Below are 14012 nucleotides of genomic sequence, written 5' to 3'. Positions count from 1 at the left end.
TTTATTAAAAATAACATCAAATAATTAAAAGATATTTACTAATTATTTAAGAAAGTTCCTTATAGAAAACTATTTAGTAATAGTTGCTACTACTCCTGAAGCTACTGTTCTTCCACCTTCTCTTATCGCAAATCTTAATCCTTCTTCCATTGCGATTGGGTGAATTAGTTCAACTGTCATTTCAATGTTGTCTCCAGGCATTACCATTTCTACACCTTCTGGTAAGTTTACTTCTCCTGTAATGTCAGTCGTTCTGAAGTAAAATTGTGGTTTGTATCCTGTGAAGAATGGTGTATGTCTTCCTCCTTCATCTTTTGTCAATACGTATACTTCCGACTTGAATCCTGTATGTGGATTGATTGTTCCTGGTTTAGCAAGTACTTGTCCTCTTTCAACTTCTTCTTTCTTAGTTCCTCTTAACAATGCTCCAATGTTGTCTCCAGCTTGTCCTGAATCCAATAATTTTCTGAACATTTCTACTCCTGTTACAGTAGTTTTTGTTGTTGGCTTGATTCCTACGATTTCTACTTCTTCACCAACATTGATTACTCCTCTTTCCACTCTTCCTGTTACAACTGTTCCTCTTCCTGTAATTGTGAACACATCTTCAATTGGCATTAGGAATGCTTGGTCTACTGGTCTTTCTGGTGTTGGGATATATTCATCAACTGCATCCATTAATTCCATAATTCTTTCTACCCATTGAGCTTCTCCATTTAATGCTCCTAATGAAGATCCTTTGATTACTGGAACGTCATCTCCAGGGAATCCATATTCTGTAAGTAATTCTCTTACTTCCATTTCTACTAGTTCTAATAATTCTTCGTCGTCTACCATGTCAACTTTGTTCAAGTAAACTACGATATAAGGTACTCCAACCTGTCTTGCAAGAAGGATATGCTCTCTTGTTTGAGGCATAGGACCGTCAGCTGCTGATACTACTAAGATAGCACCATCCATTTGAGCTGCTCCTGTAATCATGTTTTTTACGTAATCCGCATGCCCTGGACAGTCAACGTGAGCATAGTGTCTTTTTTCTGTTTCATACTCAATGTGAGCTGTGTTGATTGTAATTCCTCTTTCTCTTTCTTCAGGCGCTTGGTCAATGTTTTCAAAGTCAACTTTTTCAGCTAGCCCTTTTTCAGCCAATACTTTTGAAATTGCTGCTGTTGTTGTTGTTTTCCCATGGTCAACGTGACCTATTGTTCCTACGTTTACGTGTGGTTTGCTTCTCTCGAATTTAGCTTTTGCCATTTTAATTTTTCCTCCATTTATTTTGATTTTTTGTTTTTTAATAATTTATTTTTATCATTTTGATTATAACATATCTAAAAAATAATTGCAAGCACGTAAAACTTTTAATTTTAAATTGAGAAAAACTCTATTTTTAAATTTCAAAAATTATAATAAATCAAGCAATGTTTTTTGGCCATAAACTTTTTCCCAGTCTGAATTAAATGTATCCATGCTCCAGTCTGTGTAAGGATGATAAATTAATTTTTCAAAAACGTCTGGAGCTACTGTTACAGATTTTGATCCAGCTAGAATTGCTTCATGAACTTGTCTTACATTCTTAAATGAAGCTCCTAATATTTTTGGCTCAAAAATTCTTTTGTACCGTGCCAGTTTTTCCTCATCAGTTTTTTTAGTCATTTCAAGGATTTTATATGCATCTTTTACAATTTCAATTCCATTTTCGCCAATGTTATCAGAACGATTGATATATGGAGCCATGTATTCTGCTCCTGCTTCAGCTGCCATAATTATCTGCTGAGGTGACAAAATACCTGTTGCAGTAATTTTATATCCATCTTTTGCCAAATTTTTTATAGCTTTTATACCTTCAGGCGTTACAGGGATTTTTGTATAAAGATTTTCTCCAAAAGTATCATGCAGAAGCTTCACTTCTTTTATCATTATTTCAGCTGTACTTCCCACAGCCTGTACATGCACAATTTTATCTCTTCCAATAATATCAAAAATATCATTTATAATATCCTTAAAATCTCTTTTTTCCTTTGCAATAATAGTAGGATTTGTAGTTACACCTGCTATTGGAAAAATATCACTGATTTTTTTTATATTTTCTAAATTTGCCGTATCAATAAAATATTGCATTTCTGTCATCCTTTCTTTTGTTTTTTATATCAAATAGTTTAATATTTTAATTGGTTTCGTTTTATTTCGATACAATTTTAATATATAATTTAAGAAATGTCAATCTATTTTTTTAATTTTTTTGAAAATTTTTTGATTGAATAATTATTTTTTTTATAGTATAATTGTTATACAAGAAAACAATCATAATATGAAAAAACAACGACAAGAGCTAGCTCAATTTGGGCTAGTTTTTTTGTATTAAATTTTTTATAACATTTTTAGGTTCGTTACCTAATTCATATTATGATTTGGGGTGATGTCCAATGAAACGGGATATAGTTTTTATATTAGTTCAACTTGTGGTTATTTACTACATCCTAAGCAGAAGATAACACCCCAAAACGAAAAAACATTTTCCCCTGCAATTATATTTATATTGCAGGTTTTTTATAATTTTTTATAAAATTAAATAAAACTATTGACAAATTTTCAAAAATAGGATAAAATCGAAATATAAAGAAACAATTTGAAACTACAGATTTTTTAAAAAGAAAAAGAGGTAGATAATCTATGAGAGCATTAGTTACAGATATTGAAAGAGGAGCTACATTTGATGGACCAGGAATTAGAACAGTCGTGTATTTTAAAGGATGTCCACTTAGATGTCTGTGGTGTTCCAATCCTGAAACGCAAAAATTGGAAAATGAATTTTGGGATTATGATGGCTCTCTTTACAAAGGAAACAAAAATCCATGTTCTGGCTGTCCTGCCGCAAATTCACTAAAACAAGTTGCAAAAGACATGACACTGGAAGAAGTATTTGAAATCGTTATGAAAGATGAAAACTTTTATAGAAATTCTGGTGGCGGTGTTACATTGAGTGGCGGAGAAATACTTGTAAATTCAGGTTTTGCAATAGAACTTTTTGAAAAGTTAAAAGAAGAATATGTTAATACGGCCATAGAAACGACAGGATATGGGAATTACAAGGATCTTGAAAATTTAGCAAAACTAACAGATACTGTATTATTTGATATAAAGTACTTAAATAGCCAAAAACATAAGGAATACACTTCTGTCTCAAATGAAATTATTTTAGAAAATCTTACAAAACTTTCAAAATGGCACAAAAAAATCATTATGCGATTTCCGTTTATAAAAGGAATTAATGATGACGAGAAGAATATTCGTCAAACAGCAGAATTCCTAAAAAAATTGAATCTTCTAGAAGTAAACATTCTCCCCTATCACACAATGGGATTAGAAAAATATAGAAAACTAGGTCGTGAATATCCTATGAAAACATTGGAAAAACATACACAAGCGGAACTAGATAACGCTGTAGGCATAATGAACAGTTACGGATTGAAAGCAAAATTATATGGATAACGAAAATTAAAGATAAAAATAATAAAAAAATGGAGGAAAAACAATGAAAGAATTTGTTTTGAAAAGCGAAAGAGTAAAAAAATTAAGAGAATCGGCTTTATCAAAATTTCCTGGTGTCAGTGTCGAAAGAGGAAGACTTTTGACAAAAGCATACAAGGAACATGAAGGAAAATCAAAATATATTGTCCGTGCTTACGCAGTTAAGGAAATTTTAGAAAATATGACAATTTATATAAAAGATGGGGAACTTGTCGTAGGAAATCAGTCTGTAGACGAGAGAACTGCTCCCCTTTTCCCAGAATATGCAGTAGATTGGATTATTGATGAAATCAAGACAAAAGGTAACTTTGACCATAGAGACGGAGATAAATTCAGAATACCCGAAGAAGAAATTCCAGAATTACTTGAAATATGCGAATGGTGGCGTGGAAAAACATTAAAGGATAAAGCTCACGCTCAAATGCCTCAGGAAATAAAAGAAGCTGGAATCGCAAAAATTATTCACGGAGAAGGAAATATGACCTCTGGTGACGGACACATTGTTCCTGATTTTAAAAAGGTTTTGACAAAAGGGCTAAAAGGTGTAATTGAAGAAGCTAAGGCTTCTATGGAAAAAGTAGACATTACAGTTTATGGCGGATACAATAAAATCGACTTCTTAAAGGCTGTACAAATTGTAGCACAGGCAACTATTGATTTTGCTCATAGATTTGCAAATTTGGCAAAGGGACTTGCTGAAAAGGAAACTGATTCCCAAAGAAAAGAAGAATTACTTCAAATTCACAAAAATTGTCTAAACGTACCAGAAAATCCTGCTCAGACATTTTGGGAAGGAGTACAAGCAATCTGGTTTATCCATCTAGTAATTCAGATTGAAAGCAATGGACATTCAGCTTCTCTTGGAAGAGTGGATCAATATTTATATCCACTTTACAAAAAAGAGGTACTGGAAGGTGATTTAGACAGAGAATTTGCAAAAGAAATGCTGCAATGTCTATGGGTAAAACTTTACTCTGTAATAAAAGTCCGTTCAACTTCGCATTCTGGTTATGGTGCAGGTTATCCAACTTATCAAAATGTTACAATAGGAGGATCGACTCCAGCTGGAAAAGATTCTACAAATGAATTAAGCTATTTAATACTGGAAAGTGTTGGAGAAAATAAGCTTACACAGCCAAACCTGTCAGCAAGATTTCACATAAATTCTCCAGAAAAATTTATTAGAAAATGTGCCGAAGTAGCCGCAACAGGTTATGGAATGCCTGCAATGCATACAGATGAAATAATAGTTCCTGCATTGTTAAATAAAGGCGTAAAAATTGAAGATGCCTACAATTATTCAATGGTTGGATGTGTAGAAGTGGCTGTTCCTGGAAAATGGGGATATAGATGTACTGGTATGACTTTCTTAAACTTTGTAAAAGCAACTGAACTTGTGTTGACCGATGGCTATGATGCTAGAACTGGACTTCAATTACTAAAAGCTGGAAAACTTACTGACTATGAAACTTACGATGATTTGTGGGAAGCATGGAAAAAATACATGAAACACTATACAAAATTATCAGTAGCACTTGACGCATTGTCTGATACACATTTGGAAGAATTCCCTGATATTTTATTATCAAGCCTTATTGATGACTGTATTGGCAGAGGACTTTCCGCAAAAGAAGGTGGAGCTGTTTATGACATCATTTCAGGTCTTCAAGTGGGAATTGCAAATGCTGCAAATTCACTATACGCTCTAAAAACTATTGTTTTTGATAATAAAATATTAACAAAAGAAGAAGTTTACAATGCCCTTCAGACAAATTATGCTGGAGAAAATGGACAACGAATCAGAAAAATATTGTTAGAAGTACCTAAATATGGAAATGATATTGATGAAGTGGATGTATTTGCTACAAATATTTACTGGACATATATTGACGAAATTCAAAAATATCATAATACAAGATATGGAAGAGGCCCTATTAATTGTGGTTACGGAGTTTCTACATCTGGAATCTCATCAAATGTACCAATGGGAACGGTGAGCGGTGCAACTCCAGACGGAAGATATGCCTACACACCAGCAGCTGAAGGTGGTTCACCAACTCAAGGAACTGACACAAATGGTCCAACAGCAGTACTAAATTCTGTAAACAAATTGCCAACTCTAATGATTACAGGTGGACAGTTATTGAATCAAAAATATCCGCCAGAATTAGTAAATACTCCAGAACAGTTTGAAAAATTTGTAAATGTAATAAAATCATTTATAAGTTCAAAAGGATGGCATATTCAATTTAACATTATTTCAGGAAAAACATTAAAGCAAGCGCAAGTTGAACCTGAAAAACATAGAGATATAATAGTAAGAGTTGCTGGATACTGCGCTCAATTTGTTACACTTGACAGAACTACACAAAATGATATTATTTCAAGAACTGAACAAAGAATATAAACATTTATCTTTTAGATAATTTTTATATATAAGTTTTCTCTATACAAGAAGCCTAAAATTGCTAGCTTCTTGTATTTTTTATAATCTTTTAAGATAAGCAAATAAAAGAAAAAAAATTAAATCTCAAAAATATTTGTCTAAAATTTTAGACACATTCTAAAAATAATTTAACTAAAAAATTAAAAATTAAATTTTATAAAAATATATAGAAAAAACTTAAAAATAATGCTAAAATATTTACATAAAATTATGTTTTATAAAAAAATTTTAATAAATAGAGGTGAAAAGTGAAAGAAAAAATTATTATCATCGATTTTGGTTCACAATACAGCCAATTAATTGCCAGAAGAATTAGGGAAATGGAAGTTTATTGTGAAATTGTACCTTTAATTGATATTGAAAAAATAAAAAATGGAGAAGAAAAGGTAAAAGGTATCATCTTTTCAGGAGGTCCTGCTTCAGTTTACGAAAAAGGTGCTCCAACTGTAAATCCTGAAGTATTTAACTTAAATCTTCCTATTTTGGGTATTTGCTATGGAATGCAACTAATCACACACTTAAACGGTGGAAAAGTTGAAAAGGCAGATTCAAGAGAGTTCGGAAAAGCTGTATTAGAAGTAGAAAATAATGATAATCCTTTGTTTACAGGAGTAAAAAAATCTTCTAACATCTGGATGAGCCACAACGATCACATCACAGAATTGCCAACAGGATTTGAAATTATCGCAAAAACAGATTCATCAATCGCCGCAATTACAAACAACAATGGAATTTATGCACTTCAATTCCATCCAGAAGTAGTCCATTCTGAATGTGGAACACAAATTTTGGAAAATTTTGTATTTAACATCTGTAAATGCGAAAAAAACTGGAAAATTTCAAGTTTTATTACTGAAAAAACAAAATCCATCAAGGAAACTGTCGGAGATGAACACGTACTGCTTGCCCTTTCTGGTGGAGTAGATTCATCAGTTGCCGCAGTTCTGATTAACAATGCAATCGGGCACCAGCTTACTTGTATGTTTGTAGATACTGGTCTTCTAAGAAAAGATGAAGGAAAAAAAGTTCTTGAATATTACAAAAAACACTTTGACTTAAACATTGTTTTCGTTGATGCAAAAGACAGATTTTTAAATAAATTAAAAGGCGTAGACGAGCCTGAAGCCAAGAGAAAAATCATTGGAAACGAATTTATCGAAGTATTTAACGAAGAAATTAGAAAACTTAAAGGACAAGAAGGAGCGAAATTCCTAGCACAAGGAACAATTTACCCAGATGTAATTGAATCTCAGTCTATAAAAGGCCCTTCCCATACAATAAAATCTCACCATAACGTAGGAGGATTGCCAGAAGACTTGCAATTTGAATTACTTGAACCTTTAAAAGAGCTATTTAAAGACGAAGTACGAAAAGTAGGACATGAACTTGGACTACCTGACACAATTATAAAAAGACACCCATTCCCAGGCCCAGGACTTGGAATCAGAGTTATCGGAGAAGTAACTCCTGACAAAGTAAAAATCCTTCAAGAAGCTGACGACATCTTCATCACAGAACTAATGGCACAAGGACTTTACGACAAAGTAGATCAGGCATTCGTAACATTACTACCTGTAAAAACTGTCGGAGTTATGGGCGATCAAAGAACTTATGAATACGTAGCAGCTATTCGTTCAGTAAATACCATCGACTTCATGACTGCTACATGGTCAAAACTGCCTTACGAATTCCTAGAAGAAGTGTCAAATAAGATTATAAACAAAGTGAACGGGATTAACAGAATTGTGTATGATATTTCTTCTAAGCCACCAGGAACAATTGAGTGGGAGTAATTTAACAAATACTTTTTAAGTAAAAAATAATAATAATCATAAAAGTAACAAATTTTTTTATGATATAAACAATTGATATACTAAAATAAAAAGGAGAATTAGAAATGAAAAATTTAAAAATTGTTATAACTGTAATAATGGTTATGTTATCTGTTATTGGTATGGCAAGAACTGTGAGAAAAAATAGAAATCACAATAACAATAATTCTACACCGCCTGTAGTAAGTACACCAAATCCTGCTTCAGAATTTTGCCAAAAACAAGGTGGACAATCTATCAATGTTAAAGGTAAAAAAGGTGAATATGGAGTCTGCAAGCTAAAAGACGGAACAGCCGTAGAAGAATGGGAATACTACAGACAAAATAACACTACTAGAGACTTCGAAAAACAAGTTATAGGAACACCAAATCCTGCTGCAAAATTCTGTGTAGATAAAGGTGGAAAGTCTATTACTGTTAAAGACAGTAATGGTAACGAAAAAGGTGTATGTAAATTTAGAAATGGTACACAAATTGATGAATGGGATTATTACAGACAAAATAACTAATAATCTTAAACTTTTTATTATTAACAAAGACAAGGCTGTTTCATAATTATGAGACAGTCTTTTTTTATAAAAATTTAAGATAAAATTCTAATTTGAGATACCATATATTATGGAAAAAATAATAATACTAAAACCCATTAAACTAACTGAAAATAATGAGATATAATAAATAGAGTACTGAAAATGATAAAAACATACGAAATAAGAATAATTAGAAAAATAATAAAAAACAAAAATGAAAATATAAGAGATATGGACAAAAAGAACAAGGAAATAGCTAAAATTTTAGATGTTCATCATAAAGTTGTGAGCAAATGGATAATCATATTTTTCAGAGCAAAGAATACAAGGAGTTTGTGAACAGACCAAAGAGTGAAAATCATAAAAATATGACATTTGAAGAGGAAGAGGAGTTTCTGAAACGGTTCAAGGAAAGAGAAGGAAAAGGTGAATTACTAAGCACAAATGAAATAAAAGAGGTATAATATTGAACCAATTAGACATAACATAAATCAAAAGATTTAAAGATGCTTAGAAACATTATAATAGCATATTTACACCACAAATCTGAACTAAAAAAAGCAGATCTAACAACAGGATATTCAAGACACTAAATGCTGTAGTTGACGAGTTTGTGATACTATAATTCCATTTTACAGATGAACTGCTAAAAAGCATAACTCTTCATCAATAGACTCATTCTGTTAATTAGATGGAGTTTAGTAGACCTGATTGAAACCTATAGTTCAAAATTATAAATTGCACAAATCAACGAGAATCTATCTCATGGAAAATTTTCTTCTCTTTTTTCTGTAACGTTTAGACACTATCCTGAATTTCTTGATATGCCTGTTCACATGCTCCATGTAGATTCTCTGTTTTGAAATAGTTGAATTGTATTTTCTATCCTCTTTAGTTAATTTGTTCCTTTTTGTCGATTTTTTAAGTATCAAGCTGTTACTGTGTATCTTATTTATGCCTATGTATCCTTTGTCGACAATTAAAAGGACATCTTTTAAAAATTGCACGCGGCTTTTACAGAACAGCTTAAAGTCATGAACGCTTCCATGTGAAAATGAGACATTAAGTATCCCTAGATCTTTTTTGTCTGCCACTATCTGAGCTTTTATCATGTGCTTTTTCTTTTTTCTTGAGTAATATTTCCGCTATTTTTTTAGGGTGCTCAATCTCGCATTCTGTAGCGTCAACCAGTACAACCTCTATCTCAGTGTCCCTGGCAAGCTCCCTCTTTTTAGACAAAGAAAACTCCCCGCTTTTTATCAGTATGTTCTCAGTTTATTTAACACACTTACAGATGGTACTTTTTGTAACGCCATATTCAAAGGCAATATTTTCGATAGTTCTTAATACGAAATCATAATTATAAACCCGTCAAGAACAGACAGTTTTGACGGATGTCCGCCTCTTAAGTGTTCAATTCTATATGCTTCATTCAAAAGTTTCAGTATTTTATCAAAAGTATTCTTTTTAATACCAAAAATTTCCTGATAGTTTTCTTCCTTAAGTTTTTTTATTCTTTCAACATCATTTATCATTTATCATTTTCATCACTAGTATTGTTCTTTATACAAGGTTGTCGAATAGATCTATTTTTAAAAATATATAATATTGCATGTTAATAAAATTATTTTTGACTTATGAAACACCCTCAAATGTTTGTTATAAACTTTTTTTATTTTTACCACGCAGAGTTTATTAGAACTTCTTCTCCATAGCCACCGTTCATTTTTTGTGGATTTGTAGAGTTGTAAGCTCTTTGAACTCTTATTCCTCTTATTCCTAATTCTCTTGCGGCTAGGATATCATCGTCACTGTCACCGTAGTGGATTGAAACGTTGTGTTTTTTGATGTAGAATGATTTGTCATATTTGTAGCCACTTGTTGGTGTGTCAGCTGTGTATTCTACATAAACTTCTTTTGGCAGTTCAAAGTATCTTTGCAATGTTTTGGAAAGTTTTGTAGAAGTATAGTTTTTGTCTTTTGAATGTTTTGTTCTTCCTGTGATGAAAAATACGTTATCCCCTCTTTCCAAGTGCATTTTTATCAAGTCTTTTGCAGATTGTTTTGGAATTGAATGTTCATCTCCATTTTCAGCTACATAATCCCAGAATTTTTGGTTGTAAAGGTAACTTACAGCTCCTCTTTTATCTCCTGGAATTTGGAAATAATGTTGCCCATAGATAAAGTATCCGCTTGAATGAAGCAATGTGTCATCAATGTCAAAACTTACATTAATTGGTCCTTTTCCCTCTAGACTCTTCTTAATATCATCAACAGATACAAAATGAACAGCCTTTTGAACTTTATCTGTTGAATAAAATCCCTCATGAGTATAAGGAACCTTTGGTCCTGCTGCAAATACTACAGATGCAGCAAATAAAAATAATAATGCTTTTTTCATAACATTTCCTCCTATATATTTTTTCGGCTAACAAAATTTTGCTATTTTATAGGCTTACAACCTATAAATTCTCCCTTTGCTGAATAAGTACATATATTTCCTGATTTTTCCCCTGCGTTTTTGTCAACTTTAAAATATGAACAACTTGCAGATGACAGTGCCGACAAAGCTAATACTGTGTACATCGTTATTTTTTTCATAGGAAACCTCCGTAAAATAGCTTTTTATTTAAGATTAAAAATAAAAATTCAAAAAAGATGTTCTCCCAAAAGAAAACATCTCTCAAATTCCTATATATCAAATACAATAGATTTAACTCTTGTCATGCTTTCTATGCTATATTTTATTCCTTGAACTCCTGCTCCTGAACCTTTGATTCCTAAGAATGGGAAGCTGTCAGGCCCTCTTTGAGTCTTGTTATTTATGTGAACTGTTCCTACTTCTAGTTTTTCAGCAATTTCAAATGCCAATGGGAAATTTTTTGTGAATACTGCTGATTGAAGTCCATATTCTGATTTGTTTGCAATTTCTACTGCTTCATCTATAGATTTTATTCTGATAATTGGCAATACTGGTCCAAATGGCTCTTCCCAAGCAATTCTCATATCAGTTGTTACATTGTCAAAAACTACTGGCCATATTAAGTTTTTTTCTCTTTTTACTGTTGTCAATGCTTTTGCACCTTTTTCTTGTGCATCTTTTATCAATCCTTCGATAAAGTCTGCTGATGGAGTATCAATTACTGTTGTAATGTCAGCATTGTCAAAAGGATCTCCCACAGTTAGTTTTTCAACTTCTGCTTTTATCAAGCTAGCCAATTTATCAGCGACAGAGTCCATTACAAGCACTCTTTTGATAGCAGTACATCTTTGTCCAGAATAGCTGAATGCTCCTGCTACGATATCTTTTGCAGCTTTTTCTAAATCAGCGTCTTCCAATACGATTCCAGCGTCTTTTCCACCTAATTCAAGCATAATTGGTCGCATTCCTGCAAGTTTTCCAATTTTTTCCCCAATCGGTGTACTTCCTGTAAAGTTTATAAAATTAACTTCTTTATGTTCAATCAGATAATCTCCTATTTCAGAACCTTTTCCAGTTACAGAGTTAAATACTCCCGCTGGAATTCCAGCTTCTGCAAATACTTGAGTTAATAACAATCCGCTAATTGAACCTTGTGTAGGCGGTTTAAAAATTACTACATTTCCTCCAATTAATGCTGGTGCAATTTTAGACGCTGATAAGTTTACTGGATAGTTAAATGGTGCGATTGCAAGTACAACCCCAACTGGCTCTCTTTTTACTGCTCCATATTTTCTCTTGCTTCCAGCTTCAAATCCACCACCATTTACAAATTCACCTGTGATTCTAAGTCCTTCTTCTGCAGCATATCTAATCAAATCCGCCGTTCTTACTACTTCTGAAATAGCAGCCTTAATTCCTTTTGCCACTTCTTTTGCCAAGTTTTCCCCAATTTTATCTTTATCTCTTTCAAGAATATCTGCAGCCTTATTCAAATAAGCCGCTCTTTCTACAGCTGACAATGCTCTCCAAGCAGGTAGAGCCTTTCTAGCAGATTCCATAGCATAATCAACTTCTTCTCTTGACATAGCTGGTACAGTTCCAAGTTCTTCCCCATTTATTGGCGAATAAATAGTTATTGTATTTTTAGAGTCTTTCCATTCTCCATTTACTAAATTTTTATAATTCATTAAAAATTCCTCCTTATTTTTGTTTTTCTATATTTTATATTTTAGCATATATTTTTCATAATTAATATAGTTTTTTTCATATATTTTTCATATTTTCCATTTTCTGAAAAAGTAATAGAAATTTGATTGACTGATAAAATAGTATGTAATATAATAAACATATATAAAAAATGGAGAAAAATATTCTGTATTAACAAAAAGGTGGAAAAAATGCTCTACTCATAATTGATTAGAGTATTTTTTTTTATGTTATAGTACTTTGAGCTTCACCGTCCAGTTGACACAGGATGAAGGTGAGATTGTGATAAGCGGAGATTTCATCTTTGTTGTTATTATAGCCATAATTTTCTATTTCTATTTTAGCAAATAATAATTTTAGCCTCCAATCTCCGTTTGCCCACAGATATAGTAATCTGTGGGTTTTTACTTATTGACACCTAAAGATGTTTTCACTTTCTGCTTATCTGTAAGAAAAAAATTTGTAATTGCAAAAAAAATAATATTATATTATAATGATTATAAGTACTTGTTTAAAATTATTGAAAGATTGAGTATTTGATAATATTTTTTCAGAAAGGAAAATAATGGAAAAACAATATTTTGAAAGTTTTGATAATAAAAAAATTCCTTATTTATTTTTTGAATCAAAAAGAGAAAAATATAAAAATAATGTTGTTATATTTCATGGAATGATAGAGCCTATTGACAGATATGCTGAATTTGCAGAATTTTTGGCTTCTAATGGATATAATGTGTTTGTTATGGAAATTCGTGGCCATGGCGAGCTGAAGGACGGTGAAATTGGAGATTTTGGAAAAGGTGGTATAAAATCTGCCTTTAAAGATATTGACAACTTTTTCACAAAAATTCTGAGTAAAGTTGGAGCGACTCCAAGCAATACAACTATTCTCGGACATAGTATGGGAGCTCTTATTGGAATACAATGGGGAATAAAAAATAAATACAAATACTTTATTTTGTCAGCTTTCCCTTTAAAAAGCCAATTAGAAGTCATCGGTGGAAAACTTGCTACTCTTTTGGAAAGAATTATTTTCAGAAAAGTTTCTGCATTTAACAAAATTTTTGAAAAATGGAATTCAGCATTTGAGCCAAATACAACTAAATTTGACTGGTTAACAAGAGATGAGGCTGAAAATAAAAAATATGAAGATGACGAACTTTGCGGCTATCCTGTTACACCAAAGTTTTTTTCTGGAATTTTTTCTACAATGTCATTTATTAACAAAAATTATAAAAAATTAGATGAACATGCAAAAATATTGGCTGTTTATGGAACTAATGACAAAGTAATTGACATTCCATATATCAGTAAAATTTTTAATATATTAAGAAAGAAAAAAAGAAGAATAAATATTCTTGAAAATAAAAACGGACGGCATGAATCGCTCAATGAAACAAATAAACATGAAATTTATGATGAAATTTTGAAGTGGTTAAATGCAAAAGATTTTTAATTTATAACAAAAAATTTAAAAAATTTGCAAAAAATAATAAATTTTTATCGAAAAATATGATATAATTAAGAAAGTTAATTTTAATAGGAGG

Annotated in this window: 15 protein-coding genes; 7 read left to right on the top strand and 8 right to left on the bottom strand. The window is 31.7% G+C overall.

The annotated features are described in order from the left end of the window. Positions 1 to 69: 69 nt before the first annotated feature. Positions 70 to 1254: an elongation factor Tu gene (gene tuf, locus AB8B23_RS01450; RefSeq protein WP_369713111.1), complete on the bottom strand. Its 1185-nt coding sequence runs from the start codon at positions 1252 to 1254 to the stop codon at positions 70 to 72. Positions 1255 to 1401: 147 nt separating this feature from the next. Continuing rightward, positions 1402 to 2118, bottom strand: a complete 717-nt coding sequence (locus AB8B23_RS01445) for a transaldolase family protein (RefSeq protein ID WP_369713110.1) — start codon at positions 2116 to 2118, stop codon at positions 1402 to 1404. A 552-nt stretch (positions 2119 to 2670) separates the two neighbouring features. Here AB8B23_RS01445 and AB8B23_RS01440 point away from each other — a divergent pair. The 6 genes from AB8B23_RS01440 to AB8B23_RS01415 all read left to right on the top strand — a co-directional run bounded on the left by AB8B23_RS01440 (position 2671) and on the right by AB8B23_RS01415 (position 8800). Next, positions 2671 to 3489: a glycyl-radical enzyme activating protein gene (locus tag AB8B23_RS01440; protein ID WP_369713109.1), complete on the top strand. Its 819-nt coding sequence runs from the start codon at positions 2671 to 2673 to the stop codon at positions 3487 to 3489. A 43-nt stretch (positions 3490 to 3532) separates the two neighbouring features. Beyond that, the gene (locus tag AB8B23_RS01435) at positions 3533 to 5935 is read left to right on the top strand and encodes a glycyl radical protein (protein WP_369713108.1); all 2403 of its coding nucleotides are present in this window, start codon (positions 3533 to 3535) and stop codon (positions 5933 to 5935) included. 287 nt (positions 5936 to 6222) lie between these two features. Next, complete coding sequence (guaA, locus tag AB8B23_RS01430; protein WP_369713107.1) at positions 6223 to 7767, top strand: glutamine-hydrolyzing GMP synthase; 1545 nt, start codon at positions 6223 to 6225, stop codon at positions 7765 to 7767. 104 nt (positions 7768 to 7871) lie between these two features. Continuing rightward, a complete protein-coding gene (locus tag AB8B23_RS01425) occupies positions 7872 to 8315 on the top strand; it encodes a DUF333 domain-containing protein (protein WP_369713106.1) in 444 nt (147 codons plus the stop codon). Between the two features lie 183 nt (positions 8316 to 8498). Continuing rightward, positions 8499 to 8675 carry a hypothetical protein gene (locus AB8B23_RS01420; protein ID WP_021743009.1) on the top strand — a complete coding sequence of 59 codons (177 nt, stop codon included), beginning with the start codon at positions 8499 to 8501 and terminating at the stop codon, positions 8673 to 8675. Then, positions 8672 to 8800 (top strand): hypothetical protein, encoded by a 129-nt coding sequence (locus AB8B23_RS01415; protein WP_255349256.1) that lies wholly within the window; start codon positions 8672 to 8674, stop codon positions 8798 to 8800. Before AB8B23_RS01420 ends, AB8B23_RS01415 begins: the two co-directional genes overlap by 4 nt. 294 nt (positions 8801 to 9094) lie before the next feature. On the opposite strand, the gene AB8B23_RS01410 is transcribed toward AB8B23_RS01415, so the two are convergent. From AB8B23_RS01410 to AB8B23_RS01385, 6 genes are all read right to left on the bottom strand, one after another. Next, positions 9095 to 9448 carry a transposase family protein gene (locus tag AB8B23_RS01410; protein ID WP_369713105.1) on the bottom strand — a complete coding sequence of 118 codons (354 nt, stop codon included), beginning with the start codon at positions 9446 to 9448 and terminating at the stop codon, positions 9095 to 9097. After that, positions 9399 to 9575, bottom strand: coding sequence for a hypothetical protein (locus AB8B23_RS01405; protein ID WP_369713104.1), 177 nt, complete (start codon positions 9573 to 9575; stop codon positions 9399 to 9401). The genes AB8B23_RS01410 and AB8B23_RS01405 overlap by 50 nt, the downstream gene beginning before the upstream one ends. A 104-nt stretch (positions 9576 to 9679) precedes the next feature. Next, positions 9680 to 9871 carry a hypothetical protein gene (locus tag AB8B23_RS01400; RefSeq protein WP_369713103.1) on the bottom strand — a complete coding sequence of 64 codons (192 nt, stop codon included), beginning with the start codon at positions 9869 to 9871 and terminating at the stop codon, positions 9680 to 9682. A 143-nt stretch (positions 9872 to 10014) separates the two neighbouring features. Then, on the bottom strand, positions 10015 to 10737 hold the full coding sequence (aphA, locus tag AB8B23_RS01395; protein ID WP_369713102.1) for an acid phosphatase AphA: 723 nt from the start codon (positions 10735 to 10737) through the stop codon (positions 10015 to 10017). 41 nt (positions 10738 to 10778) lie between these two features. Next, positions 10779 to 10937, bottom strand: coding sequence for a hypothetical protein (locus tag AB8B23_RS01390; RefSeq protein WP_369713101.1), 159 nt, complete (start codon positions 10935 to 10937; stop codon positions 10779 to 10781). Between the two features lie 90 nt (positions 10938 to 11027). Next, positions 11028 to 12446, bottom strand: a complete 1419-nt coding sequence (locus AB8B23_RS01385) for an NADP-dependent glyceraldehyde-3-phosphate dehydrogenase (RefSeq protein ID WP_369713100.1) — start codon at positions 12444 to 12446, stop codon at positions 11028 to 11030. 584 nt (positions 12447 to 13030) lie between these two features. Here AB8B23_RS01385 and AB8B23_RS01380 point away from each other — a divergent pair. Further along, positions 13031 to 13921 carry an alpha/beta fold hydrolase gene (locus AB8B23_RS01380; RefSeq protein WP_369713099.1) on the top strand — a complete coding sequence of 297 codons (891 nt, stop codon included), beginning with the start codon at positions 13031 to 13033 and terminating at the stop codon, positions 13919 to 13921. Positions 13922 to 14012 lie beyond the last annotated feature (91 nt).

The sequence above is a fragment of the Leptotrichia sp. HSP-342 genome (assembly GCF_041199995.1).
GTDB classification, from domain to species: domain Bacteria; phylum Fusobacteriota; class Fusobacteriia; order Fusobacteriales; family Leptotrichiaceae; genus Leptotrichia; species Leptotrichia mesophila.
This window is presented reverse-complemented; position numbering and strand designations above follow the sequence as displayed.

Excerpts from the sequence above, each read along its gene's own strand:
- AB8B23_RS01425 (WP_369713106.1), top strand. The coding sequence starts at position 7,872 with ATGAAAAATTTAAAAATTGTTATAACTGTAATAATGGTTATGTTATCT.
- AB8B23_RS01435 (WP_369713108.1), top strand. The coding sequence starts at position 3,533 with ATGAAAGAATTTGTTTTGAAAAGCGAAAGAGTAAAAAAATTAAGAGAA.
- aphA (WP_369713102.1), bottom strand. The coding sequence starts at position 10,737 with ATGAAAAAAGCATTATTATTTTTATTTGCTGCATCTGTAGTATTTGCA.
- AB8B23_RS01420 (WP_021743009.1), top strand. The coding sequence starts at position 8,499 with ATGATAAAAACATACGAAATAAGAATAATTAGAAAAATAATAAAAAAC.
- AB8B23_RS01390 (WP_369713101.1), bottom strand. The coding sequence starts at position 10,937 with ATGAAAAAAATAACGATGTACACAGTATTAGCTTTGTCGGCACTGTCA.
- tuf (WP_369713111.1), bottom strand. The coding sequence starts at position 1,254 with ATGGCAAAAGCTAAATTCGAGAGAAGCAAACCACACGTAAACGTAGGA.
- AB8B23_RS01385 (WP_369713100.1), bottom strand. The coding sequence starts at position 12,446 with ATGAATTATAAAAATTTAGTAAATGGAGAATGGAAAGACTCTAAAAAT.
- AB8B23_RS01380 (WP_369713099.1), top strand. The coding sequence starts at position 13,031 with ATGGAAAAACAATATTTTGAAAGTTTTGATAATAAAAAAATTCCTTAT.
- AB8B23_RS01445 (WP_369713110.1), bottom strand. The coding sequence starts at position 2,118 with ATGCAATATTTTATTGATACGGCAAATTTAGAAAATATAAAAAAAATC.
- AB8B23_RS01410 (WP_369713105.1), bottom strand. The coding sequence starts at position 9,448 with ATGATAAAAGCTCAGATAGTGGCAGACAAAAAAGATCTAGGGATACTT.
- AB8B23_RS01400 (WP_369713103.1), bottom strand. The coding sequence starts at position 9,871 with ATGATAAATGATGTTGAAAGAATAAAAAAACTTAAGGAAGAAAACTAT.
- AB8B23_RS01440 (WP_369713109.1), top strand. The coding sequence starts at position 2,671 with ATGAGAGCATTAGTTACAGATATTGAAAGAGGAGCTACATTTGATGGA.